The sequence below is a fragment of the Pseudomonas sp. GR 6-02 genome (assembly GCF_001655615.1).
Classification (GTDB): Bacteria; Pseudomonadota; Gammaproteobacteria; order Pseudomonadales; family Pseudomonadaceae; genus Aquipseudomonas.
In genome coordinates this window covers 691,191-706,368 of sequence record NZ_CP011567.1, presented here as the reverse complement: position 1 = coordinate 706,368, position 15,178 = coordinate 691,191, and the positions used below count along the sequence as shown (strand labels likewise).

11 protein-coding genes and 1 pseudogene are annotated in these 15,178 nt (G+C 61.0%); 11 read left to right on the top strand and 1 reads right to left on the bottom strand.

Annotation, left to right across the window (positions count from 1 at the left end; all coding sequences use genetic code 11):
• Window positions 1-1,068 carry a DUF2333 family protein gene (locus tag PGR6_RS03015; RefSeq protein WP_064616066.1) on the bottom strand — a complete coding sequence of 356 codons (1,068 nt, stop codon included), beginning with the start codon at window positions 1,066-1,068 and terminating at the stop codon, window positions 1-3.
• 290 nt (window positions 1,069-1,358) lie between these two features.
• Here PGR6_RS03015 and gcbA point away from each other — a divergent pair, with 290 nt between their 5' ends.
• From gcbA to purH, 11 genes and pseudogenes are all read left to right on the top strand, one after another.
• Entirely contained in the window at window positions 1,359-3,029 is a 1,671-nt protein-coding gene (gene gcbA / locus PGR6_RS03010; protein WP_018928418.1) for a diguanylate cyclase GcbA, read from the top strand.
• Between the two features lie 1,491 nt (window positions 3,030-4,520).
• Window positions 4,521-5,027, top strand: a pseudogene (locus tag PGR6_RS30640) (methyl-accepting chemotaxis protein); the annotation flags it as partial.
• A 98-nt stretch (window positions 5,028-5,125) separates the two neighbouring features.
• Entirely contained in the window at window positions 5,126-6,868 is a 1,743-nt protein-coding gene (locus tag PGR6_RS03000) for a protein-disulfide reductase DsbD (protein ID WP_064616064.1), read from the top strand.
• Between the two features lie 132 nt (window positions 6,869-7,000).
• The gene (aroQ, locus tag PGR6_RS02995) at window positions 7,001-7,453 is read left to right on the top strand and encodes a type II 3-dehydroquinate dehydratase (protein WP_007937215.1); all 453 of its coding nucleotides are present in this window, start codon (window positions 7,001-7,003) and stop codon (window positions 7,451-7,453) included.
• 48 nt (window positions 7,454-7,501) lie between these two features.
• Entirely contained in the window at window positions 7,502-7,966 is a 465-nt protein-coding gene (gene accB, locus PGR6_RS02990; protein WP_018928421.1) for an acetyl-CoA carboxylase biotin carboxyl carrier protein, read from the top strand.
• A gap of 17 nt (window positions 7,967-7,983) precedes the next feature.
• Window positions 7,984-9,342: an acetyl-CoA carboxylase biotin carboxylase subunit gene (accC, locus tag PGR6_RS02985; protein WP_018928422.1), complete on the top strand. Its 1,359-nt coding sequence runs from the start codon at window positions 7,984-7,986 to the stop codon at window positions 9,340-9,342.
• 325 nt (window positions 9,343-9,667) lie between these two features.
• Window positions 9,668-10,546: a 50S ribosomal protein L11 methyltransferase gene (prmA, locus tag PGR6_RS02980; protein ID WP_064616063.1), complete on the top strand. Its 879-nt coding sequence runs from the start codon at window positions 9,668-9,670 to the stop codon at window positions 10,544-10,546.
• 30 nt (window positions 10,547-10,576) lie between these two features.
• Window positions 10,577-11,815 (top strand): DUF3426 domain-containing protein, encoded by a 1,239-nt coding sequence (locus tag PGR6_RS02975; RefSeq protein WP_064616062.1) that lies wholly within the window; start codon window positions 10,577-10,579, stop codon window positions 11,813-11,815.
• 185 nt (window positions 11,816-12,000) lie between these two features.
• Window positions 12,001-13,011 (top strand): tRNA dihydrouridine synthase DusB, encoded by a 1,011-nt coding sequence (gene dusB / locus PGR6_RS02970; protein WP_064616061.1) that lies wholly within the window; start codon window positions 12,001-12,003, stop codon window positions 13,009-13,011.
• A complete protein-coding gene (gene fis / locus PGR6_RS02965) occupies window positions 13,008-13,328 on the top strand; it encodes a DNA-binding transcriptional regulator Fis (RefSeq protein WP_007907419.1) in 321 nt (106 codons plus the stop codon). The genes dusB and fis overlap by 4 nt, the downstream gene beginning before the upstream one ends.
• An 81-nt stretch (window positions 13,329-13,409) precedes the next feature.
• A complete protein-coding gene (purH, locus tag PGR6_RS02960; RefSeq protein ID WP_064616060.1) occupies window positions 13,410-15,017 on the top strand; it encodes a bifunctional phosphoribosylaminoimidazolecarboxamide formyltransferase/IMP cyclohydrolase in 1,608 nt (535 codons plus the stop codon).
• Window positions 15,018-15,178: the final 161 nt, after the last annotated feature.

The window sequence follows — 15,178 nt, the reverse complement described above, 5'->3', positions numbered from 1 at the left end:
TCAGCCCTGATTGAGCAGTTGACGCAAGTCGATCACCGCGGCGTTGGCCCGGGAGATGTAATTGGCCATGACCAGCGAGTGGTTGGCCAGCACACCGAAGCCGCTGCCGTTGAGGATCATCGGGCTCCAGACCGGCTCTTGCGAAGCCTCCAGCTCACGGATGATCTGGCGCACGCTGACCGTAGCGTTTTTCTTCGCCAGCACATCGGCGAAGTCGACTTCGATGGCGCGCAGCAGATGGGACAATGCCCAGGCCTGACCACGGGCTTCGTAGAACACGTTATCGATCTGCATCCACGGGGTTTCAACGACTTCTTCGTCAACCTGCGGCACCTGGCCGAGCGCCGGGATTTCGGTTTTCAGCGCAGTGTTGAGCTTGACCCGGCCAACGCTGGCCGACAGCCGTTGCGACAGCGAGCCCAGACGGGTCCCTACATCACCCAGCCAGTTGTTCAGGTTGTCGGCGCGGGCGTAGAACAGCGCGCTCTTCTGGTCAGGCCCCGACAGGCGTGCCTGATAGCGGCTCAGGGAGTTGATGCCTTCCTGATACTCGGACTCACTGGATGGCAACACCCAGCTCTTGTTGTCGAAGTTGAAGCGCGGCTCGGCCTTGGCCAAATCGGCGTCTTCGGCGGACTGCGACTGGGAACGGGCGAAGTCTTTACGCAGCGCACGGCTCAGGTCGCGGACCTGGACCAGCACGCCATATTCCCAGCTCGGCATGTTGTCCATCCACAGGCCCGGCGGGAAACGGTCGTTGGAAATATAGCCACCCGGTTTGGTCAGCAAGGTACCGGCGACGGTCTTGAGGGTTTCCACCGTGGTGTACCCGACCACCATCTGCTTACCTTCTTTCTCAGCTGCCATCTGGGCATTCTGCTGAACCGGGAACAGCGCGGGTTCCTGGCTCCAGTACCAGCCCAGCGCGATAGCCACCAACAAGTAAAGGCAAATCAGAGTGGCCAGCGCCCGGCTGAACAACAGGCCACCAAAATAACTGCGGGTGGCCGATTTCGGTTCAGCGGCACGCTCAGGCGCGCTGCCCGTGCGGTTCTTCCAGTCCAGCATGGCGATATCCTTTCAATCACTTGAGTTCATCGGTTCGACTACAACCCTACGCCATCGTGCCTTATTTGCCGCGCATTAAATCCTGCGGGACACAGCGAGCCATACAATGACTGCAATCGAAGCCATCACTATAAATGAAGCACAGCCTTGAGCCTATGCGACCAGTCGGTCGGGAACTGAATGATGTCGCTTTGCAGATTATTGACGCAGGACACTCATGCAATTGAAAAGAGATGCTAGCATAGAGCCACCAGTCGATCTCAGCATGCACCCTAACTAGTAGTCAGGATATGACCGAGCCAGAAGACCCCAGCCGTGAGCGCCTCAAGCACCACTTTGCCCAGCGGGTAATTCATCAGGCACGTCAGATTCTTGAGATATGGCAACGTCTGCAACGCAATGAATGGTCCATCACCGACCTGTCGGAGCTGAGCGAGGCCAATCTGCGCCTGCTGCGCTTTGCCGAACGTTTCGAACAACCGGAACACACCCTGCTGGCCCGTCATATCGGCCAGTCGCTGGAGGCCGTCGACGCCAATCGCGGACGCCTGAGCAGCGGATTGATCACTGACCTCAACCGCCTGATGCAGCGCTTGTCCCGCACCGGCCTGCGCCATGGCGATCAGCTCGAACACACCTTCCTGCCGCCGCTGCGCAAACCGATCTACGTGATGCTGCAGGATCACGACCGGGCCGAACGGCTGGCCAAGCAACTTGAATTCTTCGGGCTCAGCGCCCAAGCCCTCGACAGCGTCGCCGCGTTCCGCGCCTCGATGGTCGAGCGTTTGCCGGCGGCGATCGTGATGGATGTCGACTTCAGCGGCGCCGGCATCGGCCTGAAACTGGCGGCCGAAGCCCAGCAAGGCCTGGAGCAGCCCTTGCCGTTGCTGTTTTTCAGCTTGCACGAAACCGACACCCCGACTCGCCTCGCTGCCGTGCGCGCCGGCGGCCAGGAGTTTCTCACCGGCACCCTCGAAGCCTCGAGCCTGCTGGAAAAGATCGAAGTGCTGACCTGCGTCGCCCAGTACGAACCTTATAAAGTGCTGATCATCGACGACTCCCGCGCACAGGCCTTGCACACCGAACGCCTGCTCAACAGCGCCGGGATCGTCACGCGGACCTTGATCGAACCGATCCAGGCCATGGCCGAGCTGGCGGATTTCCAGCCGGACCTGATCATCCTCGACATGTACATGCCGGCCTGCACCGGTACGGAACTGGCCAAGGTAATCCGCCATAACGACCGCTATGTCAGCGTGCCGATCATTTATCTGTCGGCCGAAGACGATCTGGACAAGCAGCTCGACGCCATGAGTGAGGGCGGCGACGACTTCCTGACCAAACCGATCAAGCCGCGACACCTGATCACCACCGTGCGCAACCGCGCGGCGCGGGCGCGCAATCTGAAAGCGCGGATGGTGCGCGACAGCCTGACCGGTTTGTACAACCACACCCATATTCTGCAGCTGCTCGAAGACTGTTCATTCCGTGCCCGTCGCGAAAACAAGCCGCTGAGCTTTGCGATGCTCGACATCGACCACTTCAAACGGGTCAACGACAGCCACGGCCATCCCATGGGCGACCGGGTGATCAAGAGCCTGGCGCTGTTCCTCAAGCAACGGTTGCGCAAGAGCGACTTCATCGGCCGTTACGGCGGTGAAGAGTTCGCCATCGTCATGCCGGACACCGATATTGAATCGGCCTACAAGGTGCTCGATGAAATCCGTCAGCGCTTTGCCGAAATTCACTACCCCGCGCAGCCCCAGGACCTCTGGTGCACCTTCAGTGCCGGCGTCGTCGAACTGCACGAAGGCTCCGACAGCCTGATGATGGCCACACAGGCAGACGAGGCGCTGTACCGCGCCAAGGACGCCGGACGCAACCGCGTGCAAGCCGCGCGGGAGTCAAAGCAAAGTGCCACTTTTTCATCGGAATCGACCGATTCGGTCATAACGCTGTAACAGAAACGCAATAACTTCAGGCACTTACCATTCTGCCGTTGGTAGTCCGCAATGCGCCTGAAGCTGTTGACCAATCTCAATACCCTCCTTCTGGTCGCCGTGTGCGTGGCCCTCGGCGCGACCCTCTGGTGGTCGCAAAAAGCCCTGGAACGCCCCTATCTGTTGATGGAGCGTTACCTGGGCCTGTCCCAGCAGTTTCAAAATGAAGTGGCGCGCAACGTCGAGGATTACCTGGCCAGCGGCGATGCCCTGCGTCTGAGCAGCGCCAGCCAGGCCATCGACAACCTGCAAAAGGAGCTCGGCGAATTACCTCCGTCCCTGGCCGATACCTTGCACCCCAGCCTGTCGAATCTGGAGGAGTTCAGCAAGACGGACCTGCTGGCCGCTGGCAAACTTGCCGGCGATCCACAAGCCCTGCTGTTGCAAGCTGAACGCGAGCTCGGTGCCAGCCTCGATCAGCTCAGCCAGTACGCCAACGGCAACGCGGCGTACCTGACGCCTTTGCTCGCAGCTTCCCAGCATCTGGGCAAGTTGTCTTTGGCCCGGGACAAACTGGTCAGCAGCGGGCGCAGTGAACTGGCCGCCGATGTCGAGCGCGAAGTCGCCAGCATCCGCGTTCAGGCTGAACAATTGAACAGCTTGCCGCTGCTGGGGGTGACTGCCAGCAGTGAATCGAACACCGATGACTTCTCCGCCATGATGGGCCTGGAGAACACCGAGAAAGCCGTCGCCGAAGACGCCGGCGTCAGCCTCAAGCGCGAACTCAACAGCCTGCTCACCCGCTACCCGACTGAACTGGCACGTACGCGCGAACAGATCCAGAAACGCGCCGACCTCGGCGCCGCGACTCACTTGAAAATCACCGCCGTGCAGCAGGCCATCGCCGGGCTGGAACCGGTAGTGCGCGCCCAGCACGGGCAAATCCAGGGCGAAGTGCGGCTGATGCAGGGCGTGATGATCGGGCTGATTCTGCTGATCGCCTTGCTCATCGATACCTTACAGCGACGCCTGGCCCGAACCCTGACCAATCTGGCGCCAGCCCTTTCGATCTGGGCCGAGGGCGACTTCAGTCGCGACATTCAACTGGGTGCGACCAACCGCGAACTGCATGACATTCAAGCTTCGCTCAATCGCTTGCGTGCCTATCTGGTCGACCTGGTGGGGACCATTCGCCTCAATGCCGAGCAAGTCGCCGGCAGCAGCCGGACGCTGGCCGAATTGAGCAATGACCTGCACAGCGGCGCCGAGCATCAGGCCGGCGACACCGCGCTGATCCGCGACTCTCTCGGTGAGCTCGAAGCAACGATTCAACAAGTCGCCGGTGATGCCAGCCAGGCCGCGGACGCCAGTCGTCATGCAGGGCTGGCGGTGGAGCATGGTCAGAAGGTCATCGGCCTGAGCCTCACCGGGCTGCATGCGCTGGTGGGTGAAGTGCAAGGCAACGCGCAGATGATCGAACATCTGGCCGAAGAGTCGGCGACCATCGGCGGCGTGCTGACGGTGATTCGCTCGATTGCCGATCAGACCAACCTGCTGGCGCTGAATGCCGCCATCGAGGCGGCCCGCGCCGGGGAGATGGGCCGGGGATTTGCGGTGGTGGCCGAAGAGGTTCGTTCACTGGCGCAGCGCACCGCCGGTGCCACCGCCGAGATTCAGACACTGATCGCCGGCCTGCAAACCGCCGCGCGACAATCGGTCGAAGGCATGCGCGCCCAGGTCGAACACGCCGAAGCCACGGCCAACCAGGCCCAGGCCGCCGACGGTGCGCTGGATAAAATCGTCGGAGCGATCCAGACCATTTCCGACACCGCCGTGCGCATCGCCGATGTCACTGCCCAGCAGAGCGGCGCAGTCAGCGAAATCCGCGATCACAGTGAGCGGATTCATCAATTGGGTGGGGATAACTTGCTGCGCATCGGCGAGGGGCGGGAGCAAGGAGAGAATTTGCTGGTGCTGGGCGGACGGTTGCATACCGCCGTTCAAGCCTTCCGCGTCTGATAAATCGCCATCGCGGGCATGTTCACCACCCATTCCCCATTCTGCACACCAGCCCATCGTCCGCTATCATGCCCGCACCTCCAATACGCGAGATTGTCATGCGCCGTTTGCTCTGCCTGCTGTTTTTAGTGCTCGCCCTCCCGGCCTCCGCCGCCGGGTTGCTGGACAGTCGCCCCAGTTCCACCCTGGGTTCGATCAACAACAGCGCCGACTTTCTGCCGGTACGCGAAGCCTTTCAGTTGAGCCTGGTAGAAAGTACGCCGCAATCGATCAAGCTGCGTTTCGTCGCCACCGAGGGTTACTACCTCTACCGCCATCGCTTCCAGTTTCGCGCAGATCCGGCCGACGTTGGCCTCGGTGCGGCTCTACTGCCCAAGGGCGAACAAAAGCACGATGAATACTTCGGCGATGTCGAGGTTTACCACGGCATTCTCGATGTAGAGCTGCCACGCACCGATTCCCGCGCCTTTACGCTGGCCGTGACCTATCAGGGCTGCGCCGACAAAGGCCTGTGCTACCCGCCCGAGACCGAGCGCCTGAGTATTGATGGCAGCGGTGCCACGACCACAGCCTGGGGCTGGCGCGAACTGGCGCTGTTCTTCCTCGCAGGCCTCGGCCTGACCTTCACCCCCTGTGTGCTGCCGATGCTGCCGATCCTCTCCGGGGTAGTCCTGCGCGGGCAGATCGGCGGTTTACGTGGTTTCAACCTGTCGCTGGCTTATGTGCTGCCGATGGCCATCTGCTTCGCCCTGTTGGGTGCCTTGATGGGCATGTTCGGCGCACAGCTTAATCTTCAGGCGCGCTTGCAATCGGCCTGGGTGCTGGTGCCGTTCGCGATGTTTTTCGCAGTGTTTGCCTTGGCGATGTTCGGGGTGTTCGAACTGAAACTTCCCTACGCCATCAGCAGCCGCCTGGACCGGATCGCCGGGCGCACCGAAGGTGGCTCACTGTGGGGCGCGGCGGTGCTGGGCGTGGTGTCGAGCCTGCTGGTTTCGCCCTGCGTCTCGGCTCCCCTGGCCGGTGCGCTGCTGTACATCAGCGCCAGCGGCGATGCCTTGGGCGGCGGATTGAAACTGTTCATGCTTGGCCTGGGCATGGGCGCACCGCTGTTGCTGGTGGCGACTGGCGGCGCGGCCTGGTTGCCGAAAAGCGGGCCGTGGCTGATCTACGTGAAAAACGCGATTGGTGTGCTCTTGCTGGGGCTGGCGATCGGTTTGCTCAGCCGAGTATTGCCAGGCCAGATCACTTTACTGTTGATCGGCTTGCTCGCCGGTGGCGTCGGTTTGTTCATGGGCGCGCTGGAGTTTGTCTATAAGCCGCCGAGAAAACGCCTGGGGCAATTGCTGGGGATGTTTCTGCTGTTTTATGCACTGGCCTGTTGGTACGGCGCGTTCAGCGGTCAGTCCGATCCATTCAACCCCATTGGCCAGCCGCGCCTCGTCGCCAGCAGCGAGCAGCAAGCGCCAATCGCCAGCACCTGGCAAACCATCAGCACTCCAGCCGAACTGGATCGCGTCCTCGCCGAAGCCAAATCCTCCGGCACGCCGCTGCTGCTCGACTGGTACGCCGACTGGTGCATCAGTTGCAAAGTCATCGAACACGAAGTGCTCAACGATGCCAACGTCGTCGAACGTCTCAAAGGCTATCGACTGATCCGTTTCGACATCACCGCCAGCAACACCGAACAGCGCGCCCTGCTCGACCGCTACAAGCTGTTCGGCCCTCCGGCGCTGATGTTTTTCGGCAGGGACGGCGTCGAACGCACCGATGTGCGAGTGATCGGCGAGATAAACGCCACGGGCTTCGCCGAACGTGTTGCGAAAGCAAATGACCGGATTTAATCACCCGGTCACATATTTCGCGCAAACATCGGCCATCGTGCTGCCTATTGCATAGAACTGGACAGTCACAAAGTCTTTGCGGCATAGTCGCCGGGTTCTGACAATTGCACACGGATCACAAAGGAGCAGCAGATGGCGACCCTATTGGTTTTGCACGGCCCTAACCTGAACCTGCTCGGCACCCGGGAACCGGGCGTCTATGGTGCAACCACCCTGGCACAAATCAACCAGGACCTGGAACAGCGGGCGCGCAATGCCGGCCACCATTTGCTTTACCTGCAAAGCAACGCCGAGTACGAATTGATTGACCGCATCCACGCTGCTCGCGGCGAAGGTGTGGACTTCATTCTGATCAATCCAGCAGCTTTTACGCATACAAGTGTCGCGTTACGTGACGCGCTGCTGGCGGTGAGCATCCCATTCATCGAAGTGCATTTGTCTAACGTGCATAAACGCGAACCTTTCCGCCATCACTCTTACTTCTCCGATGTAGCGGTGGGAGTGATCTGCGGCCTTGGCGCCAGCGGTTATCGACTGGCCCTGGAGGCCGCACTAGAGCAGCTTGAAAGACAGGCAACGGCTTGAACAACAAGCGTTAAACGCCCCTGACCGACCCTTGGGAGTTGATGATTCATGGATATCCGTAAAGTTAAGAAATTGATCGAATTGCTGGAAGAGTCCGGCATCGACGAGCTTGAGATCAAGGAAGGCGAAGAGTCCGTACGCATCAGCCGTCACAGCAAGACGCCGGCTCAGCAGTACTATGCACCGGCTCCGATGCATGCGCCGGCACCGGCTCCAGTTGCTGCCGCCGCTCCGGTTGCTGCCGCTGCGCCTGCGGCTCCAGCGGCTCCAACGCTGAACGGCAATGTTGCCCGTTCGCCGATGGTCGGCACGTTCTATCGCAAATCTTCGCCGTCCTCGCCATCCTTCGTTGAAGTTGGCCAGACCGTGAAGAAAGGCGACACCCTGTGCATCGTCGAAGCCATGAAGATGATGAACCACATCGAAGCTGAAGCCAGCGGTGTGATCGAATCCATCCTCGTCGAAGACGGCCAGCCGGTTGAGTACGACCAACCGCTGTTCACCATCGTTTGAATCGCGGAGAGCCTTTGATGACTGCGAAGTTGGAAAAAGTTCTGATCGCCAACCGCGGTGAGATCGCCCTGCGGATTCTGCGTGCCTGCAAGGAAATGGGCATCAAGACCGTCGCCGTTTACTCCAAGGCCGACAAAGAGCTGATGCACCTGGGCCTGGCAGACGAATCCGTCTGCATCGGTCCGGCCTCCGCCGCTCACTCCTACCTGCACATTCCGGCCATCATCGCCGCTGCTGAAGTGACCGGCGCTACCGCCATTCACCCAGGCTACGGCTTCCTTGCGGAAAACGCCGACTTTGCCGAACAGGTCGAGAACTCCGGTTTCGCGTTCATTGGCCCGAAAGCCGATACCATCCGCCTGATGGGCGACAAGGTATCGGCCAAGCACGCCATGATCGCCGCTGGCGTTCCAACCGTTCCGGGCTCCGACGGCCCACTGCCTGAAGACGAAGAAACCGCTCTGCGCATTGGTCGCGAAGTCGGTTATCCGGTGATCATCAAAGCCGCTGGCGGCGGTGGTGGTCGTGGCATGCGCGTGGTGCACAAAGAAGAAGACCTGATCTCCTCGGCGAAACTGACCCGCTCCGAAGCGGGCGCAGCGTTCGGCAACCCGATGGTCTATCTGGAAAAATTCCTGACCAACCCACGTCACGTGGAAGTTCAGGTGCTTTCCGACGGTCAGGGCCACGCCATCCATCTGGGCGACCGCGACTGCTCGCTGCAACGTCGTCACCAGAAGGTTCTCGAAGAAGCGCCGGCACCGGGTATCGACGAGAACGCGCGCGAGGAAGTCCTCGCCCGTTGCGTCAAGGCTTGCATCGACATCGGCTACCGTGGCGCCGGCACTTTCGAGTTCCTGTACGAGAACGGCCGCTTCTACTTCATCGAGATGAACACTCGTGTCCAGGTAGAGCACCCGGTATCGGAAATGGTCACCGGCATCGACATCGTCAAGGAGATGCTCAGCATCGCCGCCGGCAACAAGCTGTCGTTCACCCAGGATGACGTGGTCATCCGCGGTCACGCGCTGGAATGCCGGATCAACGCCGAAGACCCGAAAACGTTCATGCCGAGCCCAGGCACGGTCAAGCATTTCCACGCACCAGGCGGCAACGGCGTTCGCGTCGATTCGCACCTGTACAGTGGCTATGCCGTTCCGCCGAACTACGACTCGTTGATCGGCAAGCTGATCACCTACGGCGCAACCCGTGACGAAGCCATGGCGCGCATGCGTAATGCGCTGGACGAGATCGTTGTCGACGGGATCAAGACCAACATCCCGCTGCACCGTGATCTGACCCGTGACGAAGGCTTCTGCAAAGGGGGGGTGAACATTCACTACCTCGAGCACAAGCTGGCTGGCGAGAAGCACTAAGCTTCAGCCGGAACATGACAAGGCCGCCTTCGGGCGGCTTTGTTGTTTCTGGAGATGCCGCCCGGAAACCTTGTGGCGAGGGAGCTTGCTCCCGCTCGGTTGCGCAGCAGCCGCAAGACCATTCATCCGAGTTGTGTCAGACAGAGCCGTATCTGCCATTTTGGGACCGCTTCGCGCTCCAGCGGGAGCAAGCTCCCTCGCCACAGAGACCGACGTCTCCGCTATTGGATGGCAACCCGGTCGTCTTCTGCCGCGCGCTCGCGTAAACTTGCGCGCTTCTCGCAGCCCGCTAGGCTGCAATCTATATTTTTCAAAGGTGCCCGCCATGCCTTGGCTGCAAGTCCGTCTCGCCATCAGCCCAGAACAAGCCGAAACCTACGAAGACGCTTTCCTTGAAGTGGGCGCCGTATCGGTGACCTTCATGGACGCCGAAGATCAGCCGATCTTCGAGCCGGAACTCAACACCACCCCGCTGTGGTCGCACACACACCTGCTGGCCTTGTTCGAAGGCGGCACTGACGCCGCCAGCGTGCTGGCCCACCTGGAGTTGCTGACCGGCAGCCCGCTGCCCGAGCATCACAGCGAAGTGATCGAAGACCAGGACTGGGAACGCAGCTGGATGGATGGCTTCCAGCCGATGCGCTTCGGCCAGCGCCTGTGGATTGTCCCGAGCTGGCACGCCGCCCCTGAGCCTGACGCGGTGAACCTGCTGCTGGACCCGGGCCTGGCGTTCGGCACCGGCACTCACCCGACCACCGCGCTGTGCCTGGAATGGCTCGATGGCCAGGACCTGAAAGACTGCAACGTGCTGGATTTCGGCTGCGGCTCGGGGATTCTGGCGATTGCCGCCCTGTTGCTGGGCGCCAAACAAGCCGTCGGCACCGATATCGATGTGCAAGCCCTGGAGGCCTCCCGCGACAACGCCGGACGCAACAACATTGCCGACGAGCTGTTCCCGCTCTATCTGCCGGAAGATTTGCCGCAGGTTCAAGCCGACGTACTGGTCGCCAATATCCTCGCCGGCCCGCTGGTTTCCCTGGCGCAGCAACTGTCCAGCCTGGTCAAGCCCGGCGGTCGCCTGGCACTGTCGGGCATCCTCGCCGAACAGGGCGAAGAGGTTGCCGCTGCCTATGCCCGGGACTTCGATCTGGATCCGATCGCCAATCGCGACGGCTGGGTACGCATCACTGGCCGTCGGCGCTAGAATGAGCGCCTGCATAAACCGGATTGCCGCATGACCGATAGCTTCGTCACCCAATGCCCGCATTGCCAAACCAGCTTCCGCGTCAGCCACGCTCAGTTGAGCGTGGCCCGTGGGGTGGTTCGTTGCGGCTCGTGCTTGCAGGTGTTCAACGCCGCCAGGCAGTTGCTTGAGCAACGGGCCGGCAAGGAAGCGGTAAAACCGGCTGCATCGGCGCCCGTAGAACCGCCCGTGCAGCGGGCCATCAGCCAAAAGCAATGGACCGCGGCCGAGATGGACCTGGACAGCCTGGACCTGGACGAAGAGCTCGCCCGGCTCGAACAGCGGGAAATCCAGCCGACGACGGAGTTCGGTCACCCCCGCGAAGACAGCCTCAGTGCTCGTCGCGACAGCACCGAACACGACGAAGCCCCTTGGCCCGACAGTCTCTTCAGTGAGTCGGCCGCCGATCGTGCGCAAGCCGCCGACGCGCAGACGCCATCACCGATGGTCGAACCGACGATCGAGCCAAGCAAACACTCGCGCACCGAGCCTTCGCTGTCCATGGAGCCCGTGCCGCTGGACGATGAGCCCGAGATACAGCAGCTGCGCCTGCACGACCCGCTCGACGCCCCGATCCCTTTTGGCAGCCTGTCGGCGAAAACCGATGACGACGAGATCGACGATGACCTGCCCTCCGTCGAGCCCCTGCGCAAGCGACGCGAACGCAGCGAACCGGCCATGCGCGCTGAAGTGCTGCAGGACCTGACCGACGACCCGCTGCAACTGGATTGGCAAAAACGCCGCTCCCCCTGGGGTCGGCGCTTTTTCTGGCTGCTGCTGATCCTGCTCGGCGCCGCCGGCCTCGTTGGCCAGTACGTCGCCTACCACTTCGACGAACTGGCGCGCCAGGACCAGTATCGTCCGTGGTTCCAGCAACTCTGCCCGCACATCGGTTGCACAGTGCCGTCCAAGGTCGACATCGCGAAAGTCAAAAGCAGCAATCTGGTGGTCCGCAGCCACCCGGACTTCAACGGGGCGCTGGTGGTCGATGCCATCATTTATAACCGTGCGCCCTTCTCCCAGCCGTTCCCGCTGCTGGAGCTGCGCTTTGCCGACCTCAACGGCCACCTGATCGCCAGTCGTCGCTTCAAGCCCGGCGAGTACCTCAACGGCGATCTCGAAGGCCTGGCCGAAATGCCGCCGCAAACGCCGATCCACATCGCGCTGGACATTCTCGACCCAGGCCCCAAAGCGGTGAACTACAGCCTGAGCTTCCATTCGCCCGAGTGAAACACTCAAGCGTTGCAGGCTTGACGGCGGTTTCCTGACTTTGACCGTTCAAACCAAACCGCTGGCGATAACGAATTAGTTGTTCAGATTTTGTTCAATTCAGCCTTTATCCAGTCATCGAGAGCGGGTATCATGCCAACCCTTTTTCGAACTCTCATGATCCGGCCCCACAACAGGGAAGTCCTATGTCGGCGGTACGCATCGGTCCATATACATTGCACAACGGCTTGATCCTCGCCCCCATGGCGGGCGTCACCGACCAGCCCTTTCGTCAGCTGTGCAAACGATTGGGCGCTGGACTTGTAGTCTCGGAAATGGTCACCAGCGACATGAGCTTGTGGAACACCCGCAAATCGCGGATGCGCATGATCCACGAAGGCGATCCCGAGCCCCGCTCGGTACAGATCGCCGGCGGAGATGCGCAGATGCTGGCGGATGCGGCCCGGGCCAACGTCGAACTGGGTGCACAGATTATTGACATCAACATGGGCTGTCCGGCGAAGAAGGTCTGCAACAAGGCTGCCGGCTCCGCACTGTTGAAAGATGAAGCATTGGTGACCGAGATCCTGCAGGCCGTGGTGGCTGCGGTCGATGTGCCGGTCACCCTGAAGATCCGCACCGGCTGGGACCGGGCGAACAAGAACGGTCTGACGGTGGCGAAGATCGCCGAACAGGCAGGCATCACGGCGTTGGCCGTACATGGCCGCACGCGTGCCGACCTGTACACCGGGGAAGCTGAGTACGACACCATTACCGCGATCAAGCAGGCGGTGTCGATTCCGGTCTTCGCCAATGGCGATATCGATTCGCCCGAGAAAGCCCGGTACGTGCTCGACGCGACCGGTGCCGATGGCCTGTTGGTGGGTCGGGCTGCCCAGGGGCAGCCATGGATTTTTCGTGAGATCGACCATTATCTGCGTACCGGCGAAAAACTCCCGGCACCGGAACTGATCGAGGTGGAATGTATTCTGCTTGAGCATCTGGCCGCGCTGCATGCCTTCTATGGCGACGTCATGGGCGTGCGCATAGCTCGCAAGCATGTGGGCTGGTATCTCGCAACCTTGCCGGGCGCCAGGGAGTTTCGCGCCCACTTCAATCGTTTGGAAGATACGGAAGCACAATGCGCCTACGTTCGAGGCTTCTTCGCCGAACGTTACAAGAGCCTGACAGGGGACGGAGAAGGGGTGGCCGCATGACGATGATGACCGAGACTTTAGTGAGTGGAACAACACCCGTGAGCGACAACGTGAATTTGAAACAGCACCTCAATACACCGAGCGAAGAAGGTCAGACCCTTCGCGGGAGTGTCGAGAAGGCGCTGCACAATTATTTCGCCCACCTTGAGGGCGCTGCCGTCACGGATGTGTACAACCTGGTGCTCTCCGAAGTCGAGGCCCCCCTGCTCGAATGCGTGATGAACTACGTCAAGGGCAACCAGACCAAGGCCAGTGAGCTGCTCGGACTGAACCGGGGCACCCTGCGCAAGAAACTCAAGCAGTACGATTTGCTGTAAGCATTCAATCAAACCAGAAAGGCGCCCACGTAAAACCGGTCGCCTTTTTTGCTGACTCCTTTGCTTTTGATGGAAATTGAGATGACCGACCAGACTACCCGCCTGCCGATCCGCCGCGCCTTGATCAGCGTTTCCGACAAGACCGGGATCCTTGAATTCGCCAAAGAGCTCGAAGCCCTGGGCGTAGAGATCCTCTCCACCGGCGGGACGTTCAAGCTGCTGCGCGACAATGGTGTTGCCGCAGTGGAAGTCGCGGATTACACCGGTTTCGCAGAAATGATGGACGGCCGGGTGAAAACCCTGCACCCGAAAATCCACGGCGGGATCCTTGGTCGTCGCGGTATCGACGACGCCATCATGAGCGAGCACGGCATCAAGCCGATCGATCTGGTAGCGGTCAACCTGTACCCGTTCGAAGCCACCATCAACAAGCCAGGCTGCGACCTGCCGACTGCCATCGAGAACATCGACATCGGCGGCCCGACCATGGTCCGTTCGGCGGCAAAAAACCACAAAGACGTGGCCATCGTGGTGAATGCCAGCGATTACGCCAACGTTCTGGAAAGCCTCAAGGCCGGCGGCCTGACCTACGCTCAGCGTTTCGACCTGATGCTCAAGGCCTTCGAACACACCGCCGCCTACGACGGCATGATCGCCAACTACATGGGCACCGTGAACCAGGCGGCTGAAACCCTCTCGACCTCCGGCCGCAGCGAATTCCCGCGCACCTTCAACAGCCAGTTCATCAAGGCTCAGGAAATGCGCTACGGCGAGAACCCGCACCAGAGCGCGGCGTTCTACGTTGAAGCCAAGCCTGCCGAAGTCGGCATCGCCACCGCGACCCAACTGCAAGGCAAAGAGCTGTCGTACAACAACGTGGCCGACACCGACGCCGCGCTGGAATGCGTGAAGAGCTTCGTCAAGCCGGCCTGCGTGATCGTCAAGCACGCCAACCCGTGCGGCGTGGCCGTGAGCCCGGACGCCGAAGGCGGCATCCGTCAAGCCTACGAGCTGGCCTACGCCACCGACACCGAGTCGGCGTTCGGCGGCATCATCGCGTTCAACCGCGAGCTGGATGCTGAAACCGCCAAGGCCATCGTCGAGCGTCAGTTCGTCGAAGTGATCATCGCCCCATCCGTCAGCACAGAAGCCCGCGACATCGTGGCCGCCAAAGCCAACGTACGCCTGCTGGCCTGCGGCGAGTGGTCGGCTGACCGCGTTCCAGCCTGGGACTACAAACGCGTCAACGGCGGTTTGCTGGTACAGAGCCGCGACATCGGCATGATCGGCAGCGAAGACCTGAAAGTGGTGACCAAGCGCGCGCCAACCGAGCAGGAAATCAACGACCTGATCTTCGCCTGGAAAGTCGCCAAGTACGTCAAGTCCAACGCCATCGTCTACGCCAAGAACCGTCAGACCATCGGTGTCGGCGCCGGCCAGATGAGCCGCGTGAACTCCGCGCGTATCGCCGCGATCAAGGCTGAACATGCCGGCTTGCAAGTGCAGGGCGCGGTCATGGCGTCGGATGCGTTCTTCCCGTTCCGCGACGGCATCGACAACGCAGCCAAGGTCGGTATCACTGCGGTGATCCAGCCAGGTGGCTCGATGCGTGATAACGAAGTGATTGCGGCAGCTGATGAAGCCGGCATCGCCATGGTCTTCACCGGCATGCGCCACTTCCGTCACTAATAAGACAACGGCCGCACTGAACCCGGTACCTGCTGCGTTGGAGCCGACCTCAATGATGCTCATTGCCAAAAGGCAACTCCGCTCATCGAGGTCGACTCCGCCTTGCATCTACCGGCTTCATTGCGACCTCCTACGGCGTGAAGCGCTTTAGGTTCCAAAAC

Coding starts and splice junctions, on each gene's coding strand:
- PGR6_RS03015 (WP_064616066.1), bottom strand. CDS start 1,068: ATGCTGGACTGGAAGAACCGCACGGGCAGCGCGCCTGAGCGTGCCGCT.
- gcbA (WP_018928418.1), top strand. CDS start 1,359: ATGACCGAGCCAGAAGACCCCAGCCGTGAGCGCCTCAAGCACCACTTT.
- PGR6_RS03000 (WP_064616064.1), top strand. CDS start 5,126: ATGCGCCGTTTGCTCTGCCTGCTGTTTTTAGTGCTCGCCCTCCCGGCC.
- aroQ (WP_007937215.1), top strand. CDS start 7,001: ATGGCGACCCTATTGGTTTTGCACGGCCCTAACCTGAACCTGCTCGGC.
- accB (WP_018928421.1), top strand. CDS start 7,502: ATGGATATCCGTAAAGTTAAGAAATTGATCGAATTGCTGGAAGAGTCC.
- accC (WP_018928422.1), top strand. CDS start 7,984: ATGACTGCGAAGTTGGAAAAAGTTCTGATCGCCAACCGCGGTGAGATC.
- prmA (WP_064616063.1), top strand. CDS start 9,668: ATGCCTTGGCTGCAAGTCCGTCTCGCCATCAGCCCAGAACAAGCCGAA.
- PGR6_RS02975 (WP_064616062.1), top strand. CDS start 10,577: ATGACCGATAGCTTCGTCACCCAATGCCCGCATTGCCAAACCAGCTTC.
- dusB (WP_064616061.1), top strand. CDS start 12,001: ATGTCGGCGGTACGCATCGGTCCATATACATTGCACAACGGCTTGATC.
- fis (WP_007907419.1), top strand. CDS start 13,008: ATGACGATGATGACCGAGACTTTAGTGAGTGGAACAACACCCGTGAGC.
- purH (WP_064616060.1), top strand. CDS start 13,410: ATGACCGACCAGACTACCCGCCTGCCGATCCGCCGCGCCTTGATCAGC.